Annotated in this window: 13 protein-coding genes; 10 read left to right on the top strand and 3 right to left on the bottom strand. The window is 61.8% G+C overall.

Features of this window, described 5'->3' with window-relative positions; translation table 11 throughout:
- The first annotated feature begins 3 nt into the window (after positions 1-3).
- From I2I05_RS18000 to I2I05_RS18035, 8 genes are all read left to right on the top strand, one after another.
- Complete coding sequence (locus I2I05_RS18000; RefSeq protein ID WP_196283642.1) at positions 4-3,447, top strand: SusC/RagA family TonB-linked outer membrane protein; 3,444 nt, start codon at positions 4-6, stop codon at positions 3,445-3,447.
- A 26-nt stretch (positions 3,448-3,473) separates the two neighbouring features.
- Positions 3,474-4,931 (top strand): RagB/SusD family nutrient uptake outer membrane protein, encoded by a 1,458-nt coding sequence (locus tag I2I05_RS18005; RefSeq protein ID WP_196283643.1) that lies wholly within the window; start codon positions 3,474-3,476, stop codon positions 4,929-4,931.
- Between the two features lie 156 nt (positions 4,932-5,087).
- The gene (locus tag I2I05_RS18010; protein ID WP_196283644.1) at positions 5,088-6,533 is read left to right on the top strand and encodes a glycoside hydrolase family 30 protein; all 1,446 of its coding nucleotides are present in this window, start codon (positions 5,088-5,090) and stop codon (positions 6,531-6,533) included.
- A gap of 75 nt (positions 6,534-6,608) precedes the next feature.
- Positions 6,609-7,724 carry a T9SS type A sorting domain-containing protein gene (locus I2I05_RS18015; RefSeq protein WP_196283645.1) on the top strand — a complete coding sequence of 372 codons (1,116 nt, stop codon included), beginning with the start codon at positions 6,609-6,611 and terminating at the stop codon, positions 7,722-7,724.
- A gap of 81 nt (positions 7,725-7,805) precedes the next feature.
- Positions 7,806-9,257 carry a glycoside hydrolase family 30 protein gene (locus I2I05_RS18020; RefSeq protein ID WP_196283646.1) on the top strand — a complete coding sequence of 484 codons (1,452 nt, stop codon included), beginning with the start codon at positions 7,806-7,808 and terminating at the stop codon, positions 9,255-9,257.
- 209 nt (positions 9,258-9,466) lie between these two features.
- The gene (locus I2I05_RS18025; protein WP_196283647.1) at positions 9,467-11,668 is read left to right on the top strand and encodes an RICIN domain-containing protein; all 2,202 of its coding nucleotides are present in this window, start codon (positions 9,467-9,469) and stop codon (positions 11,666-11,668) included.
- Between the two features lie 115 nt (positions 11,669-11,783).
- Complete coding sequence (locus tag I2I05_RS18030) at positions 11,784-13,271, top strand: glycoside hydrolase family 30 protein (RefSeq protein WP_196283648.1); 1,488 nt, start codon at positions 11,784-11,786, stop codon at positions 13,269-13,271.
- Between the two features lie 23 nt (positions 13,272-13,294).
- Positions 13,295-14,083 (top strand): SGNH/GDSL hydrolase family protein, encoded by a 789-nt coding sequence (locus I2I05_RS18035; protein WP_196283649.1) that lies wholly within the window; start codon positions 13,295-13,297, stop codon positions 14,081-14,083.
- A 246-nt stretch (positions 14,084-14,329) separates the two neighbouring features.
- Here the strand turns inward: I2I05_RS18035 and I2I05_RS18040 are convergent, their stop codons facing one another.
- The 3 genes from I2I05_RS18040 to I2I05_RS18050 all read right to left on the bottom strand — a co-directional run bounded on the left by I2I05_RS18040 (position 14,330) and on the right by I2I05_RS18050 (position 17,201).
- The gene (locus I2I05_RS18040; protein ID WP_196283650.1) at positions 14,330-14,947 is read right to left on the bottom strand and encodes an OmpA family protein; all 618 of its coding nucleotides are present in this window, start codon (positions 14,945-14,947) and stop codon (positions 14,330-14,332) included.
- A gap of 272 nt (positions 14,948-15,219) precedes the next feature.
- Positions 15,220-16,425: a PAS domain-containing sensor histidine kinase gene (locus tag I2I05_RS18045; RefSeq protein ID WP_196283651.1), complete on the bottom strand. Its 1,206-nt coding sequence runs from the start codon at positions 16,423-16,425 to the stop codon at positions 15,220-15,222.
- 152 nt (positions 16,426-16,577) lie between these two features.
- On the bottom strand, positions 16,578-17,201 hold the full coding sequence (locus I2I05_RS18050; RefSeq protein WP_230688410.1) for a BLUF domain-containing protein: 624 nt from the start codon (positions 17,199-17,201) through the stop codon (positions 16,578-16,580).
- 191 nt (positions 17,202-17,392) lie between these two features.
- Between I2I05_RS18050 and I2I05_RS18055 the strand changes: the two genes are divergently transcribed.
- Positions 17,393-18,055, top strand: a complete 663-nt coding sequence (locus I2I05_RS18055) for a YceI family protein (protein WP_196283652.1) — start codon at positions 17,393-17,395, stop codon at positions 18,053-18,055.
- A gap of 283 nt (positions 18,056-18,338) precedes the next feature.
- On the top strand, positions 18,339-21,350 hold the full coding sequence (locus tag I2I05_RS18060; RefSeq protein WP_230688411.1) for a PAS domain S-box protein: 3,012 nt from the start codon (positions 18,339-18,341) through the stop codon (positions 21,348-21,350).
- Positions 21,351-21,438: the final 88 nt, after the last annotated feature.

Genomic DNA, 21,438 nt, shown 5'->3' on the forward strand with positions numbered 1-21,438 from the left:
GTTATGAACAACCTTACCCCTAAGGGCAGTCGCTACGCCCGACCGGCCGGGCTCGCTGCGGGAGTTCTGCTGTTGGGCGCCCTGCACGTGCCCGCTACGGCCCAACTGCTGGCTTCGGCTCAGCGCCTCCAAACCCCGGCTAGCACGGCCCCCGCCCCCGTCCTGGCGGAAACGGTGTCGCTCAAAGCCCTGCTCAAGCAGTGGGAAAGCGACTACCACGTCACCATCTTCTACGAAAGCAACCTCGTCGGCAACAAGCGCGTGCCGCAGCCCACGGGCGTGGCCACCCTCGAAACCCGGCTGAGCGCCGTGCTGCCCGCAGCCGACCTGGGCTTCAAGAAGCTGCGCGAGGATTACTTCATCGTAACCAGCAACGCTCCAGCTACGGCTACCACCACCAACGCCGGCACCGGCCTGCCCATTGCCCAGGACGTGCCGGTATCCGGCCGCGTAACCCAGGCCAACGGCGAAGGCCTGCCCGGCGTGACGGTGCTCGTCAAGGGCACCAGCATCGGCACCTCTACCGGAGCCGACGGCAGCTTTTCGCTGAGCGTGCCCGAAAACAGCGTGCTCATATTCAGCTCGGTGGGTTTTGTGCGGCAGGAAGTACCCGTGACCGGGGCCACCAGCAGCCTGGCCATTCGCATGGTCGACGACCAGCAAGCCCTGAACGAAGTGGTAGTGGTAGGCTACGGCACCCAGAACCGCCAAGAACTGACCACGGCCGTGACTTCGGTAAACGCCCGGGCCATCGAGCGGCAGCCCGTTGCCGGCTTCGACCAAGCCCTGCAAGGGCAGGCGGCCGGCGTGCAGGTGACGGCACCTTCGGGCGCGCCCGGCGCGGGCATCAACGTCCGCATCCGGGGCAACAGCACGGTGAGTTTGAACGCCTCGCCGCTGTACGTTATCGACGGCATTCCCATTCTGCCTACTTACGACCAGGAGCTGGCCGTGGGCAACCAGCGCCCCAACCCGCTGAACGCACTCAATCCCAACGACATCGAGGATATTACCATCCTGAAGGACGGCGCGGGCGCGGCCATTTACGGCGTGCGCGCTTCCAACGGCGTGGTGGTTATCACCACCAAGCGCGGCAAGGTGGGCACGGCCACGGTGGGCTTCAGCACCTACTACGGCCGCCAGACCCTGCGCAAGAAGCTGGACCTGCTCAACGGCCGCCAGTTTGCCGAATACTTCAACGAGGCGCAGACCAACGCCGGCTTGGCCCCGGGCTACCCCGACCTCAACAACCTGCCCGCCGACACCGACTGGCAGGACGAAATCTACCGCTCGGCGGCGATTCAGAACTACCAGCTCAACGTGAGCGGCGGCACCGACAAAACCCGCTACTACCTGTCCGGCGGCTACTTCAAGCAGGACGGCATCAGCCTGAACTCCGGCTTTGACCGCTTCAACTTCAAAGTAAACCTGGACCAGCAGCTCGGCCAGCGCTTCCGGGCCGGCACCACGCTCAACCTGAGCCGCACGATGACCAACGGCAGCGTACGCAGCGAAAAAGGCATTGGCAACTCGGGCACCGTGCTCGGGGCCTTGGCCCAGGCGCCCACCGTGCCCGTGCGCAAAGCCGACGGCACCTACGGCACCAACCCCTTCCAGAACTTCGACAACCCCGTGGGCAACCTGCTAGAGACCAGCAACAAGGCCAACATCTATCAGGTTATCGGCAACGTGTACGGTGAGCTCGATATTTTGAAAAACTTGTCCCTGCGCAGCTCCATCGGCATCGATTTCCGGAGCCAGATTGAGAACGAGTTTATCACCCGCGACTACCCGGGCACCTCGACTTCGCAGCCCGAAACCCGCGGCAGCGGCCGCACCGGCACCAACCAGCAGGTTATCTGGCTGCAGGAAAACACGTTGACTTACAACCCCGACCTGGGCGACAAGCACAACCTGACGCTGCTGGCCGGCGAGTCCATGCAGGAGTCGGACCGCTTCACGTCGAGCGCCTCTGGCTCGGGCTACCCGTCCAACGGCGTACCCTACCTCTCGGGCGTGTCGGTGTTCACCAAGCCCAGCAGCTACCAGGACCAGTGGGGCCTGCTCAGCTTCTTCGGCCGGGCCATCTACAACTACGACGGCCGCTACCTGGCCACGGTGAGCATGCGCGCCGACGGCTCGAGCCGCTTCGCCGAAGGCCAGAAGTTTGGCTACTTCCCGGCCGTGAGCGCAGGCTGGCGCATCTCACAGGAACCGTTTTTTCCTAAAATCCAGGCCGTATCGGAGCTGAAGCTGCGCGCTAGCTTCGGCGCCAACGGCAACCAGGAATTCTACACCTACCAGCGCTTTCCGCTGTACGCCGTGGGCTTCAGCTACCCCGGCACCGGCAGCACCGTGCTACCCGGCATTGCCCCTTCCAGCATCGGCAACGCCGACGTGAAGTGGGAAACCACTTACCAGTATAATGCCGGCGTGGACCTGGGCCTGCTCGGTGACCGCCTTACCCTGACGCTGGACGCCTACCACAAGCGCACCGAAGACCTGCTCACGCTGGTAAGCATTCCGTTGAGCACCGGCGCCCAAAGCCTGGAAATTCTCCAGAACGTGGGCACCGTGCAGAACCGGGGCTTTGAACTGGGCCTGAACACCATCAATGTAAAAGGCAGTGCCGCGGAGGCCTTCACCTGGTCGACCAACTTCAACGTGTCGATGAACCGCAACAAGGTGCTCGACCTGGGCAAAGTAATTGACGAAACCGGTGAGCAGGTGGACCGCCGCCTGGGCAGCGGCAACGGCTTCACACTGGTGGGCCAGCCCCTGGGCGTGTTCTACGGCTACCAGGTGCAGGGCATCTTCCAGTCGCAGGACGAAATTTCGCAGGCAGCCAAGCAGGACAACGCTTCTCCCGGCGACATCCGCTTCCGCGACCTGAACAACGACAAGATTATCAACGACGAGGACCGCACGGTTATCGGCAACCCCAACCCCAAAGCGGTGGCCGGTGTCACCAACACTTTTGGTTTCAAAGGACTGGAATTGAGCGTTTTCTTCCAGGGCAGCTTCGGCAACGACATCTACAATCAGAACCGCGAGACCATTGAGGGCATGCGCGACCCGCTGAACCAGCTGACGACCGTGCTCGACCGCTGGACCCCGACTAATACCAACACCAACGTGCCCCGGGCCGTCCGCAACGACCCCAACCAGAACGCCCGCTACTCGGACCGCTTCCTGGAAGACGGCTCCTACGTGCGCCTGAAAAACGTGACCCTGGCCTACAACGTGCCTACTTCGCTGTCCAAGCGCGCGGCCATCAGCAGCCTGCGCCTGTACGTGACCGGCCAAAACCTCATTACCTGGACCGATTATTCTGGCTACGACCCCGAGGTTAGTTCCGACCCCTTCTCCACCACGGGCCTGGGCCGCGACTTCGGCGTGTACCCGCAGGCACGCACCTATACGGTGGGCCTCAACGCTTCCTTTTAAGCTCCGCGCCTAGCCTTCTCCTTCCCATGAAAAAGCTCACAACTTCCCTTTTTGCGTTGGCCCTGCTCGCGAGCTGCAACGTGCTCGACAAGGACCCGCTGCCCAGCATTTCGCCGGCCAACTTCTTTCAAACCGCCGACGACGCCGAAGCCGCCCTCACGGCCGCCTACGACGGCATTCAGGGCACGGGCGCCTACGCCCAGGACCTCAACGTGGTGGGCGAGATGCCCTCCGACAACTGCTCGAGCACCAACGGCGACGTGGCCGCCATGGACAAAATTGCCTGGACCTCGACCACCAGCCAAGTCAACAACGTTTACCGCGAAGCCTACATCGCCATCAACCGGGCCAACGCCGTGCTCAAGTACGTGCCCGCCCTGCAGATGTCCGAGGCCCGCAAGAACTCCATTCTCGGCGAAGCCCGCTTCCTGCGCGCCCTCTCCTACTTCAACCTGGTGAAGCTCTACGGCGGCGTGCCCCTGCGCCTCGAACCCACCGAAAGCGGCGACCCGGCCGTGCTCAACCTGCCCCGGGCAACCGTGGAGCAGGTATACCAGCAGGTGGTGGCCGACCTGACCGAAGCCGACGGCCTGACGCCCGCCGCCAACGCCACGCGGGCCAGCAAGGGCTCGGTGAACGCGCTGCTGGCGCGGGTGCAGCTCACCCAGCGCAACTGGGCCGCGGCGCAGGCGGCGGCCAACCAGGTCATCACCGGCGGGGGCGGCTACGCCCTGGCCGGCAGCTTCAAGTCGCTGTTTCCCGCCGACAACAAGGCCGAGTCGGTGTTTGAAGTGCAGTACGCGGGCAACCCCGACGGCGGCACCTTCAACATTTTGCCCGACCTGCTGCTGCCTTCGCCCCCTGCCACCTACTCGTTTCCGAAGTTCAACATTCCCACCGCCGAGCTGCTCGCCTACGCCGACACGGTGAACGACCTGCGCTGGAAATTCCAGGGCGTGACCAACGCCGGCCGCGACCACGGCAGCTACGTAGACGGCGGCCGCGGCACCGGCAACGACGACGGCCCCTTCGTGTATAAGTGGCCCAGCAACCCCAACGGCTTCAACAGCCCCGACAACTACTACGTGCTGCGCTATGCCGACGTGCTGCTGATGTACGCCGAAGCCACCAACGAGCTGACCGGCCCCAGCGGCGAGGCCCTGGCCAAGCTCAACCTGGTGCGCCAGCGCGCCGGCCTCCCGGCCCTCACTTCCACCTCGAGCCAGGCCGCAACCAAGCAGACCCTGCGCAACGAGATTGACCGCCAGCGCCGCCTGGAGCTGGCCTTTGAAGGCGAGCGGTGGTTTGACCTGCTGCGCTACGCCCGCCACAACCAGGCCGAGCCCGGCGCCCACGCCGTGACGGCGCTCGACCTTATTGCCCAGCAGCGGCAGGGCCAGCGCGATGTGAACTACTTACTGTTCCCCATTCCTCTGGGCGAGTTGAACACCAATACCCAGATTCAGCAGAATCCCGGGTACTAGGGTGCGGTCGTTTCGGGGCAGGGAAGCAGGTGGGAACTAAAACAGTACCTGCCCTGGAACGGCTTTTCACTACCTTACAGTCGGCTTGCGGCCGGCGCAGCTTCGGGTACCCCACGGCCCGAATTCTGCTTTCTACTTTCTGATTTCGAACTGCATATGCTTTTCCCCTCCCACCGCGGATTGCTTCTAGGTCTGGCGCTGCTGGCCTTCAATGCCGAAGCGCAGAAACCCGGGCGCCCGCAGCCCAAGGCTTCCCGCGCGACGACAGCTAAAACGGCCCAGGCGGCCCTTTGGCTCACGACGCCGGATAAAACCCGTCTCTTTCAGCTCCAGCCAGCCAAGCTGCCTTTTAGTGCCGCGCCTGCGAAAGGCCTTACCATTGAAGTGGACGAGAAAAAGACCTTTCAGCCCATCGACGGGTTTGGGTATTGCCTGACGGGCGGCAGCGCCATGCTGCTGCACCGCATGGGTGCCACTGAGCGGGCCAAGCTGCTGCGCGAGCTGTTTGGCACCGCAGGAAACAACATTGGGGTGAGCTACTTGCGCCTGAGCATCGGGGCCTCGGACTTGGATGACCGGGTGTTCAGCTACGACGACTTGCCGGCGGGGGAAACGGACCCAACCCTGGCCAAGTTCAGCCTGGCGCCCGACCGCGAGCACCTGCTGCCGGTGCTGAGGGAAATCCTGGCCATCAACCCCAGCATCAAAATCCTGGGGTCGCCGTGGTCGCCGCCCACGTGGATGAAGACGAATGGCGAATCCAAAGGCGGCAGCCTAAAGCCGGAGTTCTACGACGCCTACGCGCAGTATTTCATCAAGTACATCCAGGGCATGAAGGCCGAGGGCGTGCGCATTGATGCCATCACCATCCAGAACGAACCGCTGCACCCCGGCAACAACCCCAGCCTGCTGATGCTGGCCGAGCAGCAGGCCGAATTCATCAAACGAAGCCTGGGGCCGGCGTTTCGGGCGGCGAAGCTCGACACCAAAATCATTGTTTACGACCACAACGCCGACCGGCCCGATTACCCCATCACCATCCTCAACGACAAGGAGGCCCGGCAGTATGTGGACGGCTCGGCCTTTCACCTCTACGCCGGCCCCATTGAGGCGCTGAGCCAAGTGCACGACGCCCACCCCGACAAAAGCGTCTACTTCACCGAGCAGTGGATTGGGGCGCCCGGCAAGTTCGCCGGCGACCTGGCTTGGCACACCAAAACCCTCATCATCGGGGCCACCCGCAACTGGGCCCGCACCGTGCTGGAGTGGAACCTGGCCGCCGACCCGCAACAGAATCCGCACACGCCCGGCGGCTGCACCGAGTGCCTGGGCGCGATAACGCTGGCCGGCAACGCGGTGACGCGCAACCCGGCCTACTACATCATTGCCCATGCCAGCAAGTTTGTGCGGCCCGGCAGCGTGCGCATTGCCTCCACCACTCCGGGCAAGCTGCCCAACGTGGCGTTTCGAACGCCCAACGGCTCGCGGGTAGTCATCGTGTACAACGAGGGCACGACGGCCCAGCCCTTCAGCATTCGGCACCAAGGCAAACAGCTGCGCACCACGCTACCGGCCGGGGCCGTGGGCACCTACGTCTGGTAGCCCCCTTCCACGATATTTCATTCCATTTCGCAGTTCCCATTTTTCAATTTCCCAACCCTTTTTCCCACAATTCCCATGAAAAACCTTTTTACTCTTCCCCTCATGGCGGCGCTGGCCACCGCATCCCTCGGGGCGCAGGCTCAGTTCACCGTTGACGGCACCTTGGCCGCCACCGAAGTCGGGACCGGCACCGGCAAGTACCAGCTGGTGGGCACCTTCGCTGGCACGCACTCCAAACCCGACCGCGGCCTGAAAGCTCTGTACGTGGGCACTACGGCCACCACGCTCAACGTGATGATTGTGGCTTCCCCCGAAATCAACGAGTACAACTCCATGGTGTTTTACCTCGATGTCCCCAACAAGACGGGCATCGCGGCCAACACCCAGCTGCCCGGCAGCAGCAACAGCGGCAATGGGGGCCGGGAGTCGCTGCGGCAGCGCCCCACCCTGGACATGCCCGTTGATTACGGCTTCCGCCTCACCACCTCGCCCTTTCTCGACGCCAACAATGCCATCTACCTGAGCCGGGTTGACTACACTGTCACCCCGGGTGCCAACGGCTACGACGAAATCGGCATGGGTGCAGGTCGGAAAGACGGTACCCTGACCACGGACGCCAACGACCCTGCTGGCGCGAAGACGGCCTTCCAAACCAGCGCCACGGGCAGCGTGGCGGCTAATACCACCACCGGCTGGGAATTTGAGATTCCGCTGGCGGCCCTTGGCGGCGCGGCCGCAGGCAGCAACCTCAACATGATGGTGGCCTACATCGACGACTTCAAGAGCTTCAACTCCGACGTGCTGCCCTCCATTGCCACGCAGACGACAGCCCTCGGCATCGACCCTAACTTCACGACCATCCCCGGCAAGCAGTTCTACACCTACCAGGTGGGCACCGGCGTGCTGGCTACCCGCACCGGCAGCGCCCCTGCGCTGCAAGCGGCCGCTTACCCCAACCCGCTGGCCGCCACTAGCCGCCTGGCTTACACGGTGCCCACGAGCGCCCAGCCCGTCACAGTAGAGGTTTACAACAGCTTGGGACAAAAAGCTTTGTCATTGGTAAACGCCACCCAGGCCGCCGGTCGCCACGACGTGGCCCTGGCGCCCCTGCATGGCTTGGCCGCTGGTTCCTACTTGGTCACGCTGCGCGTGGGCCAGTACCTGAGCCGCCACCGCGTGGTGGTGGAATAAGGCCTTCGGCCAGGGGCGGCGCCGGTTGGCGCCGCCCTCTTGGCTGAGGCACACACTACTTTCTGTTTTATGAATTGCGCTATGTTTCTACCTATTCGGACCCGGCTTTTCGCCAGCGGGCTGCTGTTGCTTACGGCCTGGGGCTGCAAAGAAAAAAGCGAGGTCAAGCCCGACCCCACGCCCCCGGTAGTGGTGCCAGTAGCGCCCTCCCAAATTGCGACGTGGGTCACCAACGCCGACAAATCGTCGCTCTTTGCCCGGCAGCGCGTGGTCCTGAACTTCACGGCCGCGGCCAACTCCAACCCCGTCATCGCCGTCGATACCACCCAGCGTTACCAGACCATGGACGGGTTCGGCTACACCCTAACGGGCGGCAGCACCCAAGTGCTCAGCCGCATGGGTGCCACGGAGCGCGCGGCCCTGCTGCGTGAGTTGTTTGCCACCGACAGCACCTGGCTGGGCGTGAGCTACCTGCGCGTAAGCATCGGAGCGTCCGACCTCAGCGAGCGGGTGTATACCTACAACGACCTGCCCGCCGGGCAGACCGATGTGAACATGAACGAGTTCAGCCTAGCGCCCGAGCGCGAGCATTTCATTCCTGTGCTCAAGGAAATTCTGGCCCTGAGCCCCAACATCAAAATCATGGGCTCGCCCTGGACCGCTCCGTCCTGGATGAAGACCAACAACAACCCCGTGGGCGGCAGCCTCCGGCCCGAATTCTACGCGGCTTACGCCCGCTATTTTGTAAAATACCTACAGGGCATGGCGGCCGAGGGCATTCCCATTGACGCCATCACCCTGCAAAACGAGCCCCTCTACGGCGGCAATAACCCCAGCATGCTGATGTCGGCGGCCGAGCAGACCGAATTCATCAAAAACCACGTGGGCCCCGCCCTGGCCGCGGCCGGCCTGAGCACCAAAATCATTGCCTACGACCACAACGCCGACCGCCCCGACTACCCCATTGCGGTGCTCAGCGACCCGGCGGCCCGCCCTTATGTCGATGGCTCGGCCTTTCACCTCTACGGCGGCAGCATCAGCGCGCTGAGCACGGTGCACGACGCCTTTCCCACCAAAAATATCTACTTCACCGAGCAGTGGACCCAGGCCCCGGGCTCCTTTGCCAGCGACGTGCGCTACCACGTCGACAACCTGATTATTGGGGCGCCGCGCAACTGGAGCCGCAACGTGCTGGAATGGAACCTGGCCAACGACGCCAGCTACGGCCCTCACACCACCGGCGGCTGCACCGAATGCCTCGGGGCGGTAACCATTTCGGGCAATACCGTTACGCGCAACCCCTCCTACTACACCGTGGCCCACGCCAGCAAATTTGTCCGGCCCGGCAGCGTGCGCGTGGCCACCAACGTGCCCGGCAACCTACAGAACGTGGCCTACGTGCGGCCCGACGGCCGCAAAGTACTCGTGGTGCTGAACACCGGCAGTTCCCTGCAAACCTTCAACATCCAGTTCAAGGGCAAAATGGCTTCCACGGCGCTCTACGGCGGAGCAGTGGGCACCTACATCTGGTAGCCCCAGCGGAAGCCAAGTGAGCGGCCGGCTCGAATAGTGGTTCGGGCTTTCCCCTCTCCCAAGTACTTCCTATTTCTGATTTTCAAACTGCTTACTGTTTTCTACAATGTCCTGATTCATTGTTGACTGGCCCGGCGTGCGCGAGAGTGTCTGGTTTGCCAACTGCTTTTTTCTTCTGAATTCCTTTTCACCCAAAATCCCCACAGTTCATGAAAAAGCTTTCCAGACCGTTTTACTCCCTGCTGGCCGCTACCCTGGCCTTGCTCCCGCTGAGCGCCTCCCGGCCTGCGGCCCCGCTGGCCAATGAACCGGTGAGCGTGTGGATTACCACCGGCGACCAGTCCAAGCTGCTGCAGGCCCAGGCCAACGTCAGCTTCAGCTCTTCGGCGCCGGGAGCGGGCACCACCATCACCGTAAACGAGGGCACTACCTACCAGAGCATGGACGGGTTCGGCGCGTCGATGACGGGTTCCTCGGCCTTCCTGCTGAACCGCCGCATGAGCACCAGCCAGCGCGACGCCCTGCTCAACGACTTGTTCGGCAGCGGCGGCATCCGGCTGGGCTTTTTGCGCCACACCATGGGCGGCTCCGATTTCTCGGCCCAGGGCGACTTTACGTACAACGACCGGTCCCAGGGCCAGACCGACGCCAACCTGGTCAACTTCAGCATTGCCAACGACCTGGTTGATGTGGTGCCCATGCTGAAGGCGGCCTACGCCCGCAACCCCAACCTGAAAATCATGGGTTCGCCGTGGTCGGCCCCGGCCTGGATGAAGGAAACCTACAACCTGCGCGGCGGCGGCTGGCTGAACACGGCCTGGTACCAGGCCTACGCCAACTACTTCGTGAAGTACGTGCAGGCCTACAACGCCCAGGGCCTGCCGGTATACGCCGTGACGCTGCAGAACGAGCCGCTGTACGCCGCGCCCTACATGGCCATGCGCATGGACGCCGGCAACCAGGCCGCGTTCCTGAAAAACAACATCGGCCCGGCCTTCCAGGCGGCCAATATCAATACCAAGCTCATCGTGTACGACCACAACTGGGACCGGCCCGATTATCCCAATGCCGTTTTTGCCGACGCGGCCGCGGCCCAGTACGCGGCCGGGTCGGCCTTCCACGGCTACTCCCCTACCTCGGGCATTGCCAACCAAACGGCGGTGCACAACGCCTACCCCGGCAAGGACATCTGGTTTACGGAAGTGTCGGGCTCGGCCGGGGGCAACTTTGCCGGCGACCTGAAGTGGCACGCCTCCAACATCCTCATCGGCACCACCCGCAACTGGGCCAAGTGCGCCCTGGAATGGAACCTGGCCCTGGACCAGAACAACGGCCCCACCAACGGCGGCTGCACCACCTGCCGCGGCGTGGTCACCGTCAACAACGGCACCGGGGCCGTGACCAAAAACGTGGAGTACTACGTGCTGGGCCACGCCAGCAAGTTTGTGGACGCCGGCGCGCTGCGCATTGCCTCGAACTCCAACGCCGGCGGCATCGAAACCGTGGCCTTCCGCAACCCCGACGGCAGCAAAGTCCTCATTGCGCTGAATAACGGCAACGGGGCCAGCACCTTCAAGGTGCAGTGGGGCAGCCAGTCCTTCAACTACACCCTGCCGGCTGGGGCCCTGGCCACCTACAAGTGGAACGGGGGCGGCAGCACGCCGCCCGCCGGCGTGAGTAACATCCCCGTGGGCCGCACCTACGAAATCAGCGCCAAGCACAGCGGCAAAGCCCTGGAAGTGTCGGCTTCGTCGACGGCCAACGGCGGCCGCGTGCAACAGTGGGGCTGGGTGAGCGGCGCCAACCAGAAGTGGCGCGTGCTGGACCTGGGCGGCGGCTACGTGCGCATCGTGAACCTGAACAGTAACAAGTCGCTCGACATTGCCGGGCCTTCCACGGCCAACGGCGCGCTGGTGCACCAGTGGGACTGGAGCAGCGGCGACAGCCAGGCCTGGCTGGTGCAGCAGCAAACCGACGGCACCTACCGCATCCAGAGCAAGTACAGCGGCAAGGCCCTCGACGTGCCCAGCGCCTCCCTGGCCGACGGCACCGCCGTGCAGCAGTGGGATTGGACCGGCGCCGACAACCAGCGCTGGTGGTTCAGCGACCAGGGCGCGGCCCGCACGGCCCTGGCTACGGCCGGTTCCGCCGCCGATGCCCGCCTGCAGGTCTACCCAACCAGCGTCGACCAGGAGTTGACTTTTGACTACACGGCCCGCGGCGCCGAAACGCTGCAGGTGCAATTGGTCGATGCTTTGGGCAAGAACGTCGTCTTGCCCGCCGCCATCCCCGTACATTCCGGTCTCAACCAGCTGCGCCTGTCCGTGGGGGCGGCCAGCCCGGGCCTGTACGTGCTGCGGGTGCTCACGGGCGAAGGCTACCTGCAACGGCGCATTCTCATTCACCGCTAAGCGTTTCAAGCTGCAGGCCCAGTACTTGCCTGTTCACGTTCTTCCAGCCCGGCCGGGCGGCCCCAGAATGCCCGGCCGGGCAAATTAGTTAGTTTGCCCATTCATATCCTTGCCCATGTCCATTCGATTTCTCTCCCTGACGCTGCTGGCTACCCTTGGCCTGGGCAGCGCCCACGCCCAAAAGCCCACCCCGAATTCCAAGACTCCTGCCAAAGCGCCCCTTAAAGCCTACTCGGCGGCGGGCAAAACGGTGAAGGTGTACGCCACGGCGGCCAACACGACCCAGCGCCTCTCGGCCGGCGCGGACTTGGCCTTTGCGCCCGCCGGGCAGCCGCTCGAAACCCAGGTCTGCGTGTTCGTCGACCCTGGCCATTCGTTTCAAACCATGCTCGGCATCGGCGGGGCGCTCACCGATGCGTCGGCCGAGACCTTTGCCAAGCTGCCCAAGGCCCAGCAGCAGGAATTTTTGCAGGCCTACTACAGCCCCACGAAGGGCATTGGCTACACCCTGGCCCGAACCAGCATCCACAGCTCCGACTTTTCTAGCGGCAGCTACACCTACGTGGCCGACAACGACAAGGCCCTGAAAACCTTCAGCGTCAAGCACGACGAGCAGTTCCGCATTCCCTTCATCAAGCAGGCCATGGCCGCCGCCGGTGGCAAGCTCACCCTCTACGCCAGCCCCTGGAGCCCGCCGGCCTGGATGAAAGACAGCAACAACATGCTGCGCGGCGGCAAGCTGCTGCCCGCCTACCGCCAGGCGTGGGCCGACTACTATGTCAAGTTTATTCAGACGTACGAGCGGCTCGGCATTCCCATTTGGGGCCTGACGGTGCAGAATGAACCCATGGCCACTCAGAAGTGGGAGTCCTGCATTTTCACGGGCGAAGAGGAACGCGACTTCATCAAGGGCTTTCTCGGCCCCACCCTGGCCAAAGCTGGCCTAGGCGGCAAGAAGCTCATTGCCTGGGACCACAACCGCGACCTGCTGACCCAGCGGGCCAGCGCCGTGCTCGACGACCCCCAGGCCGCCAAGTACGTGTGGGGCGTCGGCTACCACTGGTACGAAACCTGGACCGGCAGCGCCATGCTCTTCGACAACGTGCGCCGCGTGCACGAAACCTACCCCGATAAGAACCTGATTTTCACCGAAGGCTGCTTGGAAAAATTCGAGCTGGCCACGGTGAACCGCTGGGACCTGGGCGAAAAGTACGGTATGTCGATGATTGGCGACTTCAACGCCGGCACCGTGGGCTGGACCGACTGGAACGTGCTGCTCGACGAGACCGGCGGCCCCAACCACGTGGGCAATTTCTGCTACGCCCCCATCATTGCCGACACCAAGGCCGGCAAGCTGATTTACACGAATGCCTACTACTACATCGGCCACTTCGCCAAGTTCATCCGACCCGGCGCCAAGCGCATCAGCGCCGCCTCCAACCGCGACGCGCTGCAAACTACGGCCTTCCGCAATCCCGACGGTACGGTGGCCGTGGTGGTGATGAACCAGACCGATAAGCCGCTCGATTTTCAGCTCTGGATTGCCGGCCAGGCTGCCAAAACCACCGCCGCCCCCCACTCCATCATGACCATGGTGCTCTGAGAAACCTAGTGAAACAACGTTCGATGTCCTTCCCCCAAACCCTCGCAATTACGGCGCTCGTGCTGAGCAGTCTGCTGGGGCCGGCAGCCGCGCAGGCCCAGCAGCCGGCAGCCGCGCCGCCCAAAACAGCCGACGACGACGAATACCACCGGCAACAGGAGTACCTGCTGCACAACGACTGGGCCAACCTGCAGCGCTACGCCGCGGCCAACCTGCGCTTGCCCGCGCCCACGCCCGGCGTGCCCCGCGTGGTGCTGCTGGGCAATTCCATCACGGAGGGCTGGCCCAAAGCCGATTCTGCATTTTTTGCGGGCAAGCCGTACGCCTACATCGGCCGGGGCATCAGCGGGCAAACGACGGGGCAAACCCTGCTGCGCTTCCGGCAAGACGTCATCAACCTGCGCCCCGCTGCGGTGGTGCTGCTGGTGGGCACCAACGACGTGGCCCAGAACAGCGGCCCTTACAACCCGCAAGTCACCCTCAGCAACCTCATGACCATGACCGAGCTGGCCCAGCTTCATAACATTCGGGTGGTGCTGTGCTCGGTGACGCCAGCGGCCGACTTCTGGTGGCGCAAAGGCTTGTTGCCAGCCGCCAAAATCGTGGCGCTGAACCAACAAATCAAAGCCTACGCAGCCCAAAGCGGTTGCGTGTACCTCGACTACCACACCCCCATGGCCGACGAGCAGCAAGGGCTGAAAAAGGTATACGGGGAGGACGGGGTTCACCCCAACCTGGCCGGCTACCGCGTGATGGAGCCCCTGCTAAACCAAGCCGTGGCCACGGCGCTAAAACGCAAGCCGCGCAAATAAGCCATCGTGCGAGTGCTGCAACAACTACCGAGGATAACAACTGCTAGTTGAAGGCTGACTCCTTACTTGAAGTACAATTCAAAAATCAGCAACCTTTGGTCAATGTAGGTCTGCTTGTATTTTCAGTCTCAGCGTGAATTGTATTGAGAATAAAAAGAGCGCCAACTGCATCTGCAGTTGGCGCTCTTTTTATTATTGACTCAAGCGGCAACCTACGGGCCGTAATGGGCCCAGCGCTGCTGGAGGCTACTTGGTACGGACGGCGATTTCGACGCGGCGGTTTTCCTGGCGGCCGGCGGCCGTGGCGTTGCTGGCCACGGGGGCAGCTTCGCCCATGGGCTCAACGCTGACGCGGGCGGCGTCGAGCTTGCCCGTGGACACAAGGTAGTTTTTCACGGCTTCGGCCCGTTTCTCGCTCAGTTCCCGGTTGTAGTTTTTGTCGCCGCGTGAGTCGGCGAAGCCCATCACGCGCACGGGGCCCGTGGCGTAGCGCTTGCCAATGGAACCGGTGATTTGCTGCAGGGCTTCGGCAGCGGCGGGCTTGATGTCGGCTTTGTCGGTGTCGAAAAGTACGGTTTCGTCCACACTGTAAACGTTATACGTGTCATTGCCGCGCACAGAAACGCTGGGCGACGTTACTTCCTCGTACTTCACATCGGCTAGCTTGGCCTTGGTCATGTCCCAGGCATTGTCCACGGACGAGGCCGCGCCGGCGGCCATGTCAGCAGCCGTTTGGCCGTCGCGGGTCATGACGGCGGTGTCCTGGCCGGCTTCGGCGAGTTGGTCTTTGGTTTCCGAACGTTTGGTTTCGCAGCTGGTCAGCAAAGCAGTGGCAGCAAGCAGGGAAAGAAGGGTCTGTTTCATGAAAGGTGTTGGGAAAGGAAATAGGATGGGGATGGGAAAAATTAAGCCCTTGCCAGTACGCAGCCAACGCGGAGATGTTTATATAGACAATATAATATCCTGAGAACCAAAAAGGCAGCTCTACACGACTGGGCGCTACTTTGACCAGTGGTTAATTGCCCGCAGCCTCAGCAGCAAGAAACAACAACCACAAGTCAGCCAACGCTAACCTGGCTGCTTACTCAGCAATTGCCGCTCCCTCGGTAAGGAGCTAAGCCCTACTTACAAAAAGCTTACGGCAATTCGATGAAGAAGCTGGTGCCTCTTTGCTCGCGGCTTTCTAGCCAGATATGACCATCGTGGAGTTCCACAATCTGGCGGGCAATGAACAAGCCTAGCCCAGTGGTTTTTTCGCCCTGCAGGCCGGCCCGGCGGGTAGGATTGAACTTGTCGAACAGGTTGGCGTGCAGCTTGCTGGGAATGCCAATACCGGTATCCTGCACGATGAAGCGGGTTTTGCCACCCGGCTGAGCCAAGCGGAGGGTGATGGTGCCGCCGGCCGGGGTGAACTTGATGGCGTTGCTGAGCAGGTTGTCGAGCACGCGGCTGAACTTCTCGCCGTGGATGCGGGCGTGCACGGCCTCGGCGGGCAGGTCCAGGGCCAGGGTCACGCCGGCGGTCTGGGCGGCCAACTGGTGGACTTCGAGCCGCGTGGCGGCGTAGGCGTTTAGGTCGGTCGGCTTTTTCTGCAAGGCGTCCGCATCGAGGTCGCCGACGTAGAGCACGTCTTCGAGCAGAGAATTTGCCTGGGCACAAGCCGTCTGGATGAGGGCCAGATACTGCACCATTTCGGGCGGAGGCGGCCCTTCGCCGCTGCGGCTGGCCACTTCGCGCTGCAGCAGGTCCACGAGCAGCTCGATGTGGGCCACGGGACCTTTGAGGTCGTGGGTGGCCAGCTGCAGAATGGTTTCTTGGGCGTCGTAAAGGCGCCGCAGGGTGGCTTCGAGTTTCTTACGTCCGGAAATGTCTTCCAAGATGGTGTAGCCCAGTTCGGCGCCTTCGTCGGGGAATAACACCGAGGTAATTTGGCACCAGAACGACGAGCCGTCGGCGCGCACCAGGCAGGTTTCGAGGCCGAAATGCGGCATGCGGTGGTCCCACAGGCGCCTCTGTAACTCCTGCCAGTCGGCGCGGTGGTCGGGGTGGGTGAACTCGAGGATTTTGCGCCCAATGAGGTCTTCGGGCCGGGCGTAGCCAAGCATGGTCACCACGGCCTGGTTCACCTGGCGGATGGTCAGGTCGGGCGTGATAATTTTCTGGCCCAGGGGGGAATTTTCGAACACCGTACGGAAGCGCACTTGGCTTTGGGTGTAGGAATCTTGCCGGTCTTGTTGCTCGGCGGTGGCGCTCTGCCTTTCGCGAAGCCGCCGGATTTCCTCGCGCAAGGCTTCGTTCTCGGCCTGTAGGGCACCGACGGAGGAGTTGTTGTCTTGCGGCATCGAAAGGGTGTTAATAAGGCTGCTTGTACGAACGCGCGGCAACGACGAGGCCGGCGCCGCCCCCAGGTGAAGGTAGGCCCTGCCCCGCAAGAAGCAATGGGCGTACCCGTCAGCACATTTTCAGAAAGCAGCCTGCCCCGCAGGCACAGGCGTTATTTTTCGTCGGGCTGCGGAAGCGCCGCAACGGCTCTGGTTTCCTGCTTCACCCCAAAAGCCTGGAGCAGCGCCAGCAAAAGGGCGCTGTCGGTGGGAGTACCGGGCACGGGGTCCTGGGCCAGCACCGTATCGAAGGCGCGGACCACGGCGGGGCCGGCCACGCGCCCGAAGGCCATGCCCCATTCGCCAAACCGCCGCCCCGGCCCCGGGCCTTCGCTCACGGTGACGACGTGGTTGTGGCGCGGGTCCTGCTGAATGCGGGCGTACAGGGCCCGCACGGCCGCCTCGGGACCTTCGAGCACCTGCACAAAGCGGCCTTCGCTGTAGAGCAGCAAGCCGGTGAGCTGGTTGGCCGCATTAAAGGGCCGCGCCGAGGCCAGCAAGTCCTCCAATTGCGTTTCGGTGAAGGGCTGGGTGGCGAGGCTGCGGTAGAGGACGTGGTATTGGCTGACGTCCAGCAGGTTCATCACTTCGTCAATGGTCAGTTCGCCCAGCCGGTAGTGCTCCATCAGCTGGCGCTCGTAGCGTTGGGACGAGGGGTCGGTGTTGGCGGTCAAGGTCTGAACCCAGTCGGCCGCCCGGCGTTGTTGGGCTTCCGTAGCCAAGGAGTGGTAAAGCATTTTTTTGAACTTGTACGCTTCCGCAACCTTATTTGATTACTATATAGTTAATATTATTCGAAAGTAATTATTACTTTCCCATTATTGAGTGACCTGAGTGGGCTTAGCGCCGGAGCGGCACGGGCGGCCATAAGTTGCTTACTTCCTGCTAACTTGTGGGCTTACGACGTACCCTCCTCTTTTTTGCACCCATGAAAAAGTTCCTGCTTCCCGTGCTGCTCGCGGCCGCTGTTCTCGCGGCGCCAACCTTGGCAGCCCCTGCCGCACCGCTGCCTTCCAAGACAACCAGCAAGCCCGCCCCCGAGCCCTATGCCTTGCAGCCGCAGCTGAGCACGCTGGGGTGGCTGGCCAAAAAAGTAACCGGCCAACACAACGGCACCATTCAGTTTCAAAGCGGGCAGGTGCTGGTGAAAGGCAGCCAAATTGTGGGCGGCACGTTCACGGTGGACATGGCATCGATGAAGGTGGAGGACATCACCAGCGCCGAATCCAACGCCAAGCTGGTGGGGCACCTCAAATCGGAGGACTTTTTTGCCGTGGAGAAAAACCCCACGGCCACCTTCGTCATCACGAGCGTGAAGCCGCTTAAGGGCGACGCCAGCGGCAACAACGCCACCATCACCGGCAACCTGACCATTAAGGGCAAAACCAACCCACTGAGCTTTCCAGCCAAAATCGGAGTAAAAAGCGGCATTGCGGCCGCCAGCGGCACGGCCACCGTGGACCGCACAAAGTATGACATCCGCTACCGGTCCAAGTCCTTTTTCGAAAGCATTGGCGACAAAGCCATTGACGACACGTTTACCTTGACTTTCAATGTAATTGCCAAGGCCGACGGCGTGGCCAAACGCTAATTCGCGGCACTACGCCCTCAGGATACCAGAAAAGCCCTGGCTGCCCTTGCCGCCGGGGCTTTTCCGTTTTATCGGCCCGCCGCTTCTCTCTACCAAGGCGTTGGGCAAGCTGGCGAAAGCCATTTGGCCAGCCGTTATACGCCTTGGCATAAGGCACTGCATTGGCATTCCCGGCCCAGGTTATCGCATATAACTTTTCCGAGGAAATAAAAGGACTACCTTAGATGTAAATCAGCCAAGTACGAAGGGCACAGCGCTGATTTGTTTTGTATCCAAGCAGGCCATGAAGGAAAGTGAAAAGAGGTACCGGCGCTTGATTGAAGCCAGTCAGGACTTGCTGGTTACGGTGAGCCTGCAAGGCCGCATCATCGACACCAACGAGGCAGCCGTGAAAATTACGGGCGTAGACCGAGAGACCTTGATGGGCTCGGACTTCTTTCATTATTTCACCGAGCCCGAACTGGTGCGGGAGGTGTACCAGGAAGTGGTGGCAAGTGGCGCCGTGAGCAACGTGCCGTTTACGCTGCGCCACACCAACGGCACGCTGACCGAGGTGCTGTTCGACGGCTCGGTGTACAAGGGCGACGACGGCGAACTGCTGGGCGCGGTCATTGTGGCCCGTGAAATTGCCGAAAAGAAATGGGCCACGGAGCTGGGCATCGCCAACAAAGAACTTGCCTTCCAGCACCACGAGAAGGAAAAACGGGCCGACGAGCTCAGCATTGCCAACGAGGAGCTGGCGTTTCAGAACGACGAGAAGGAAAAGCGGGCCCAGGAGCTGAGCATCGCCAACAAAGAGCTGGCGTTTCAGAACGACGAGAAGGAAAAACGGGCGCAGGAGCTAAGCATTGCCAATACCGAGTTGGCCTTTCAGAATGATGAGAAGGAAAAACGGGCGGCCGAGCTCAGCATTGCGAACAAGGAACTAGCGTTTCAGAACGACGAGAAAGAGAAGCGGGCCGCCGAGCTGAGTGTGGCCAACGAAGAACTGGCATTCCAGAACGACGAGAAAGAAAAGCGGGCGCAGGAATTGAGCGTGGCCAACGAAGAACTGGCGTTTCAGAACAACGAGAAGGAGAAACGGGCCGAAGAACTGAGCATTGCCAACACGGAGCTGGCGTTCCAGAACGACGAGAAGGAGAAGCGCGCGGCCGAGCTTGGCATCGCCAATATTGAGCTGGCATTCCAGAACGACGAAAAGGAAAAACGGGCCGCCGAACTGGTGCTGGCCAACAAGGAGCTAGCGTTTCAGAACGACGAGAAGGTGAAGCGGGCGGCCGAACTGCGCATTGCCAACTACGCCCGCGGCCTGATTGAAGCCAGCCGCGACCCGCTGGTGACCATCAGCCCGGAAGGCAAAATCACGGACATGAACCAGGCCACGGTAAACATCACCGGCCTGGACCGCGAGCAGCTCAGCGGCTCCGACTTCTTCGTGTACTTCACCGACCCGCAGATGGCGAGCGAAGTGTACCAGGAAGTGTTTGCCAAGGGAACCGTGGCCGATTCGCCGCTCACCCTGCGCCACAAAGACGGCAAGCTGACCGACGTGCTGTTCAACGGCTCGGTGTACAAAAACGACGAGGGCGAGGTGCTGGGCGTGGTGGTAGTAGCGCGCGACGTGACCGACCAGAAACGCATTGCCACCGAGCTTACCGAAGCCAAAATTGCCGCCGAGCTGGCCACCGTGCTGGCCGAGGAAGCCCAGGCCAAAGCCGAAGACGCGGTGAAAGCCAAGCAGCAGTTTCTGAGCAACATGAGCCACGAAATCCGCACGCCCATGAACGCCATCATCGGCTTCACGAAGGTGGTGCTGAAAACGGAGCTCACGGAAAAACAGCAGGAATACCTGACGGCCATCAAGCTCAGCGGCGACACGCTGATTGTGCTCATCAACGACATTTTGGACCTGGCTAAGGTGGATGCGGGCAAGATGACCTTCGAGCAGATTCCCTTCAAGCTCGCGGCCTCGGTCACGGCCATGGTGCACCTGTTCGAAACCAAGATTCAGGAAAAAAACCTGGCCCTGGTGATGGACTACGATACCCGCATTCCGGAGGTGCTGATGGGCGACCCCGTGCGCCTGCACCAGATTATTCTGAACCTGGTGAGCAACGCCGTGAAGTTTACCACCGAAGGCAAAATCACCGTGGGCGTGCGGCTGCTGGTGCAGGACAAGGAAAAAGTCATCCTGGAATTTGCCGTGACCGATACCGGCATCGGCATTGAAGAAGCGAAGCTGGACACCGTGTTCGACAATTTCCAGCAGGCCACCAGCGGTACCAGCCGCCTGTACGGCGGCACGGGCCTGGGCCTGGCCATTGTGAAAAACCTGGTAGAGCCGCAGGGCGGCACCGTGAACGTGCGCAGCCGCGTGGGCGAAGGCTCCACGTTCAGCTTTATCCTGAGCTTTCCGAAAACCACCGAAAAAGCCGCTGCCGACCTCGGCCTGCACATCGACCTGGAGACGGGCTTTAAAAACGTGAAGGTGTTGGTGGTGGAAGACATTGCCCTCAACCAGTTGCTGATGAAGACGCTGCTTGAGGACTTCGGCTTTGAGATGGAAGTGGCCGGCAACGGGCAAATCGCGGTGGAGAAGCTGCGCACCACCGCCTTCGACATCGTGCTGATGGACTTGCAGATGCCCGTGATGAACGGCTTTGAGGCCACCGAATGCATTCGCAAGGAGTTGAAATTGAAGGTCCCTATCATTGCCCTCACGGCCGACGTGACAACCGTGGACGTGGACAAATGCAAGGCCGTGGGCATGAACGACTACATCTCCAAACCCATCGACGACAAGCTGCTCTATAGCAAAATCATCAAGTTTTTGAAGCTGGGGGGCAGCGACCTCTCCACGCCCGATGCGCAAGAACCCACGGCCTTCACCTGTGTGAATTTTGACTACCTGAAACGCATCACCAAGAGTGAGGCCCGCATGGCCGAAATGATTCGCCTCTACCTGCAGGAGATTCCGCAGCTGGTGCAAACCATGAAAAAAGCCATCGGCGAGAAGAATTGGATTGCCTTGAAAATGGCGACGCATTCCATCATTCCCACCTTTGCCACCATGGGCATCGACCCGCAGTACGAGGACATCGCCAAAGCCATTCAGGCCCTGGCCGTGATGCTTATTTTGAAAGACACCGGGGACTGGGAAAGCGACGAAAGCCGGGCCCGCATCCATACGCTGTTTGGGAAGATAGAAACCGTGTGCGCTTTGGCCGCCCGCGAGCTGGAGGAAAAGCTGGCCCTGCTGACGAAAACTAATAAGCCCGTACGCACTCCCGCCTAGCGCTATGGAATATAGCTCGTTACGATTCTCGTGTTACTTGCGATAGGGCTGCCTTAAAAAGGCCTTTTCCAGGAACCACAGCTTGGTC

The organism is Hymenobacter jeongseonensis (genome assembly GCF_015694725.1).
Lineage (GTDB): Bacteria > Bacteroidota > Bacteroidia > Cytophagales > Hymenobacteraceae > Hymenobacter > Hymenobacter jeongseonensis.

What these genes read in the sequence shown, in the direction of transcription:
- I2I05_RS18000 (WP_196283642.1), top strand. Translation starts at nt 4, where the DNA reads ATGAACAACCTTACCCCTAAGGGCAGTCGCTACGCCCGACCGGCCGGG.
- I2I05_RS18005 (WP_196283643.1), top strand. Translation starts at nt 3,474, where the DNA reads ATGAAAAAGCTCACAACTTCCCTTTTTGCGTTGGCCCTGCTCGCGAGC.
- I2I05_RS18010 (WP_196283644.1), top strand. Translation starts at nt 5,088, where the DNA reads ATGCTTTTCCCCTCCCACCGCGGATTGCTTCTAGGTCTGGCGCTGCTG.
- I2I05_RS18015 (WP_196283645.1), top strand. Translation starts at nt 6,609, where the DNA reads ATGAAAAACCTTTTTACTCTTCCCCTCATGGCGGCGCTGGCCACCGCA.
- I2I05_RS18020 (WP_196283646.1), top strand. Translation starts at nt 7,806, where the DNA reads ATGTTTCTACCTATTCGGACCCGGCTTTTCGCCAGCGGGCTGCTGTTG.
- I2I05_RS18025 (WP_196283647.1), top strand. Translation starts at nt 9,467, where the DNA reads ATGAAAAAGCTTTCCAGACCGTTTTACTCCCTGCTGGCCGCTACCCTG.
- I2I05_RS18030 (WP_196283648.1), top strand. Translation starts at nt 11,784, where the DNA reads ATGTCCATTCGATTTCTCTCCCTGACGCTGCTGGCTACCCTTGGCCTG.
- I2I05_RS18035 (WP_196283649.1), top strand. Translation starts at nt 13,295, where the DNA reads ATGTCCTTCCCCCAAACCCTCGCAATTACGGCGCTCGTGCTGAGCAGT.
- I2I05_RS18040 (WP_196283650.1), bottom strand. Translation starts at nt 14,947, where the DNA reads ATGAAACAGACCCTTCTTTCCCTGCTTGCTGCCACTGCTTTGCTGACC.
- I2I05_RS18045 (WP_196283651.1), bottom strand. Translation starts at nt 16,425, where the DNA reads ATGCCGCAAGACAACAACTCCTCCGTCGGTGCCCTACAGGCCGAGAAC.
- I2I05_RS18050 (WP_230688410.1), bottom strand. Translation starts at nt 17,201, where the DNA reads ATGCTTTACCACTCCTTGGCTACGGAAGCCCAACAACGCCGGGCGGCC.
- I2I05_RS18055 (WP_196283652.1), top strand. Translation starts at nt 17,393, where the DNA reads ATGAAAAAGTTCCTGCTTCCCGTGCTGCTCGCGGCCGCTGTTCTCGCG.
- I2I05_RS18060 (WP_230688411.1), top strand. Translation starts at nt 18,339, where the DNA reads ATGAAGGAAAGTGAAAAGAGGTACCGGCGCTTGATTGAAGCCAGTCAG.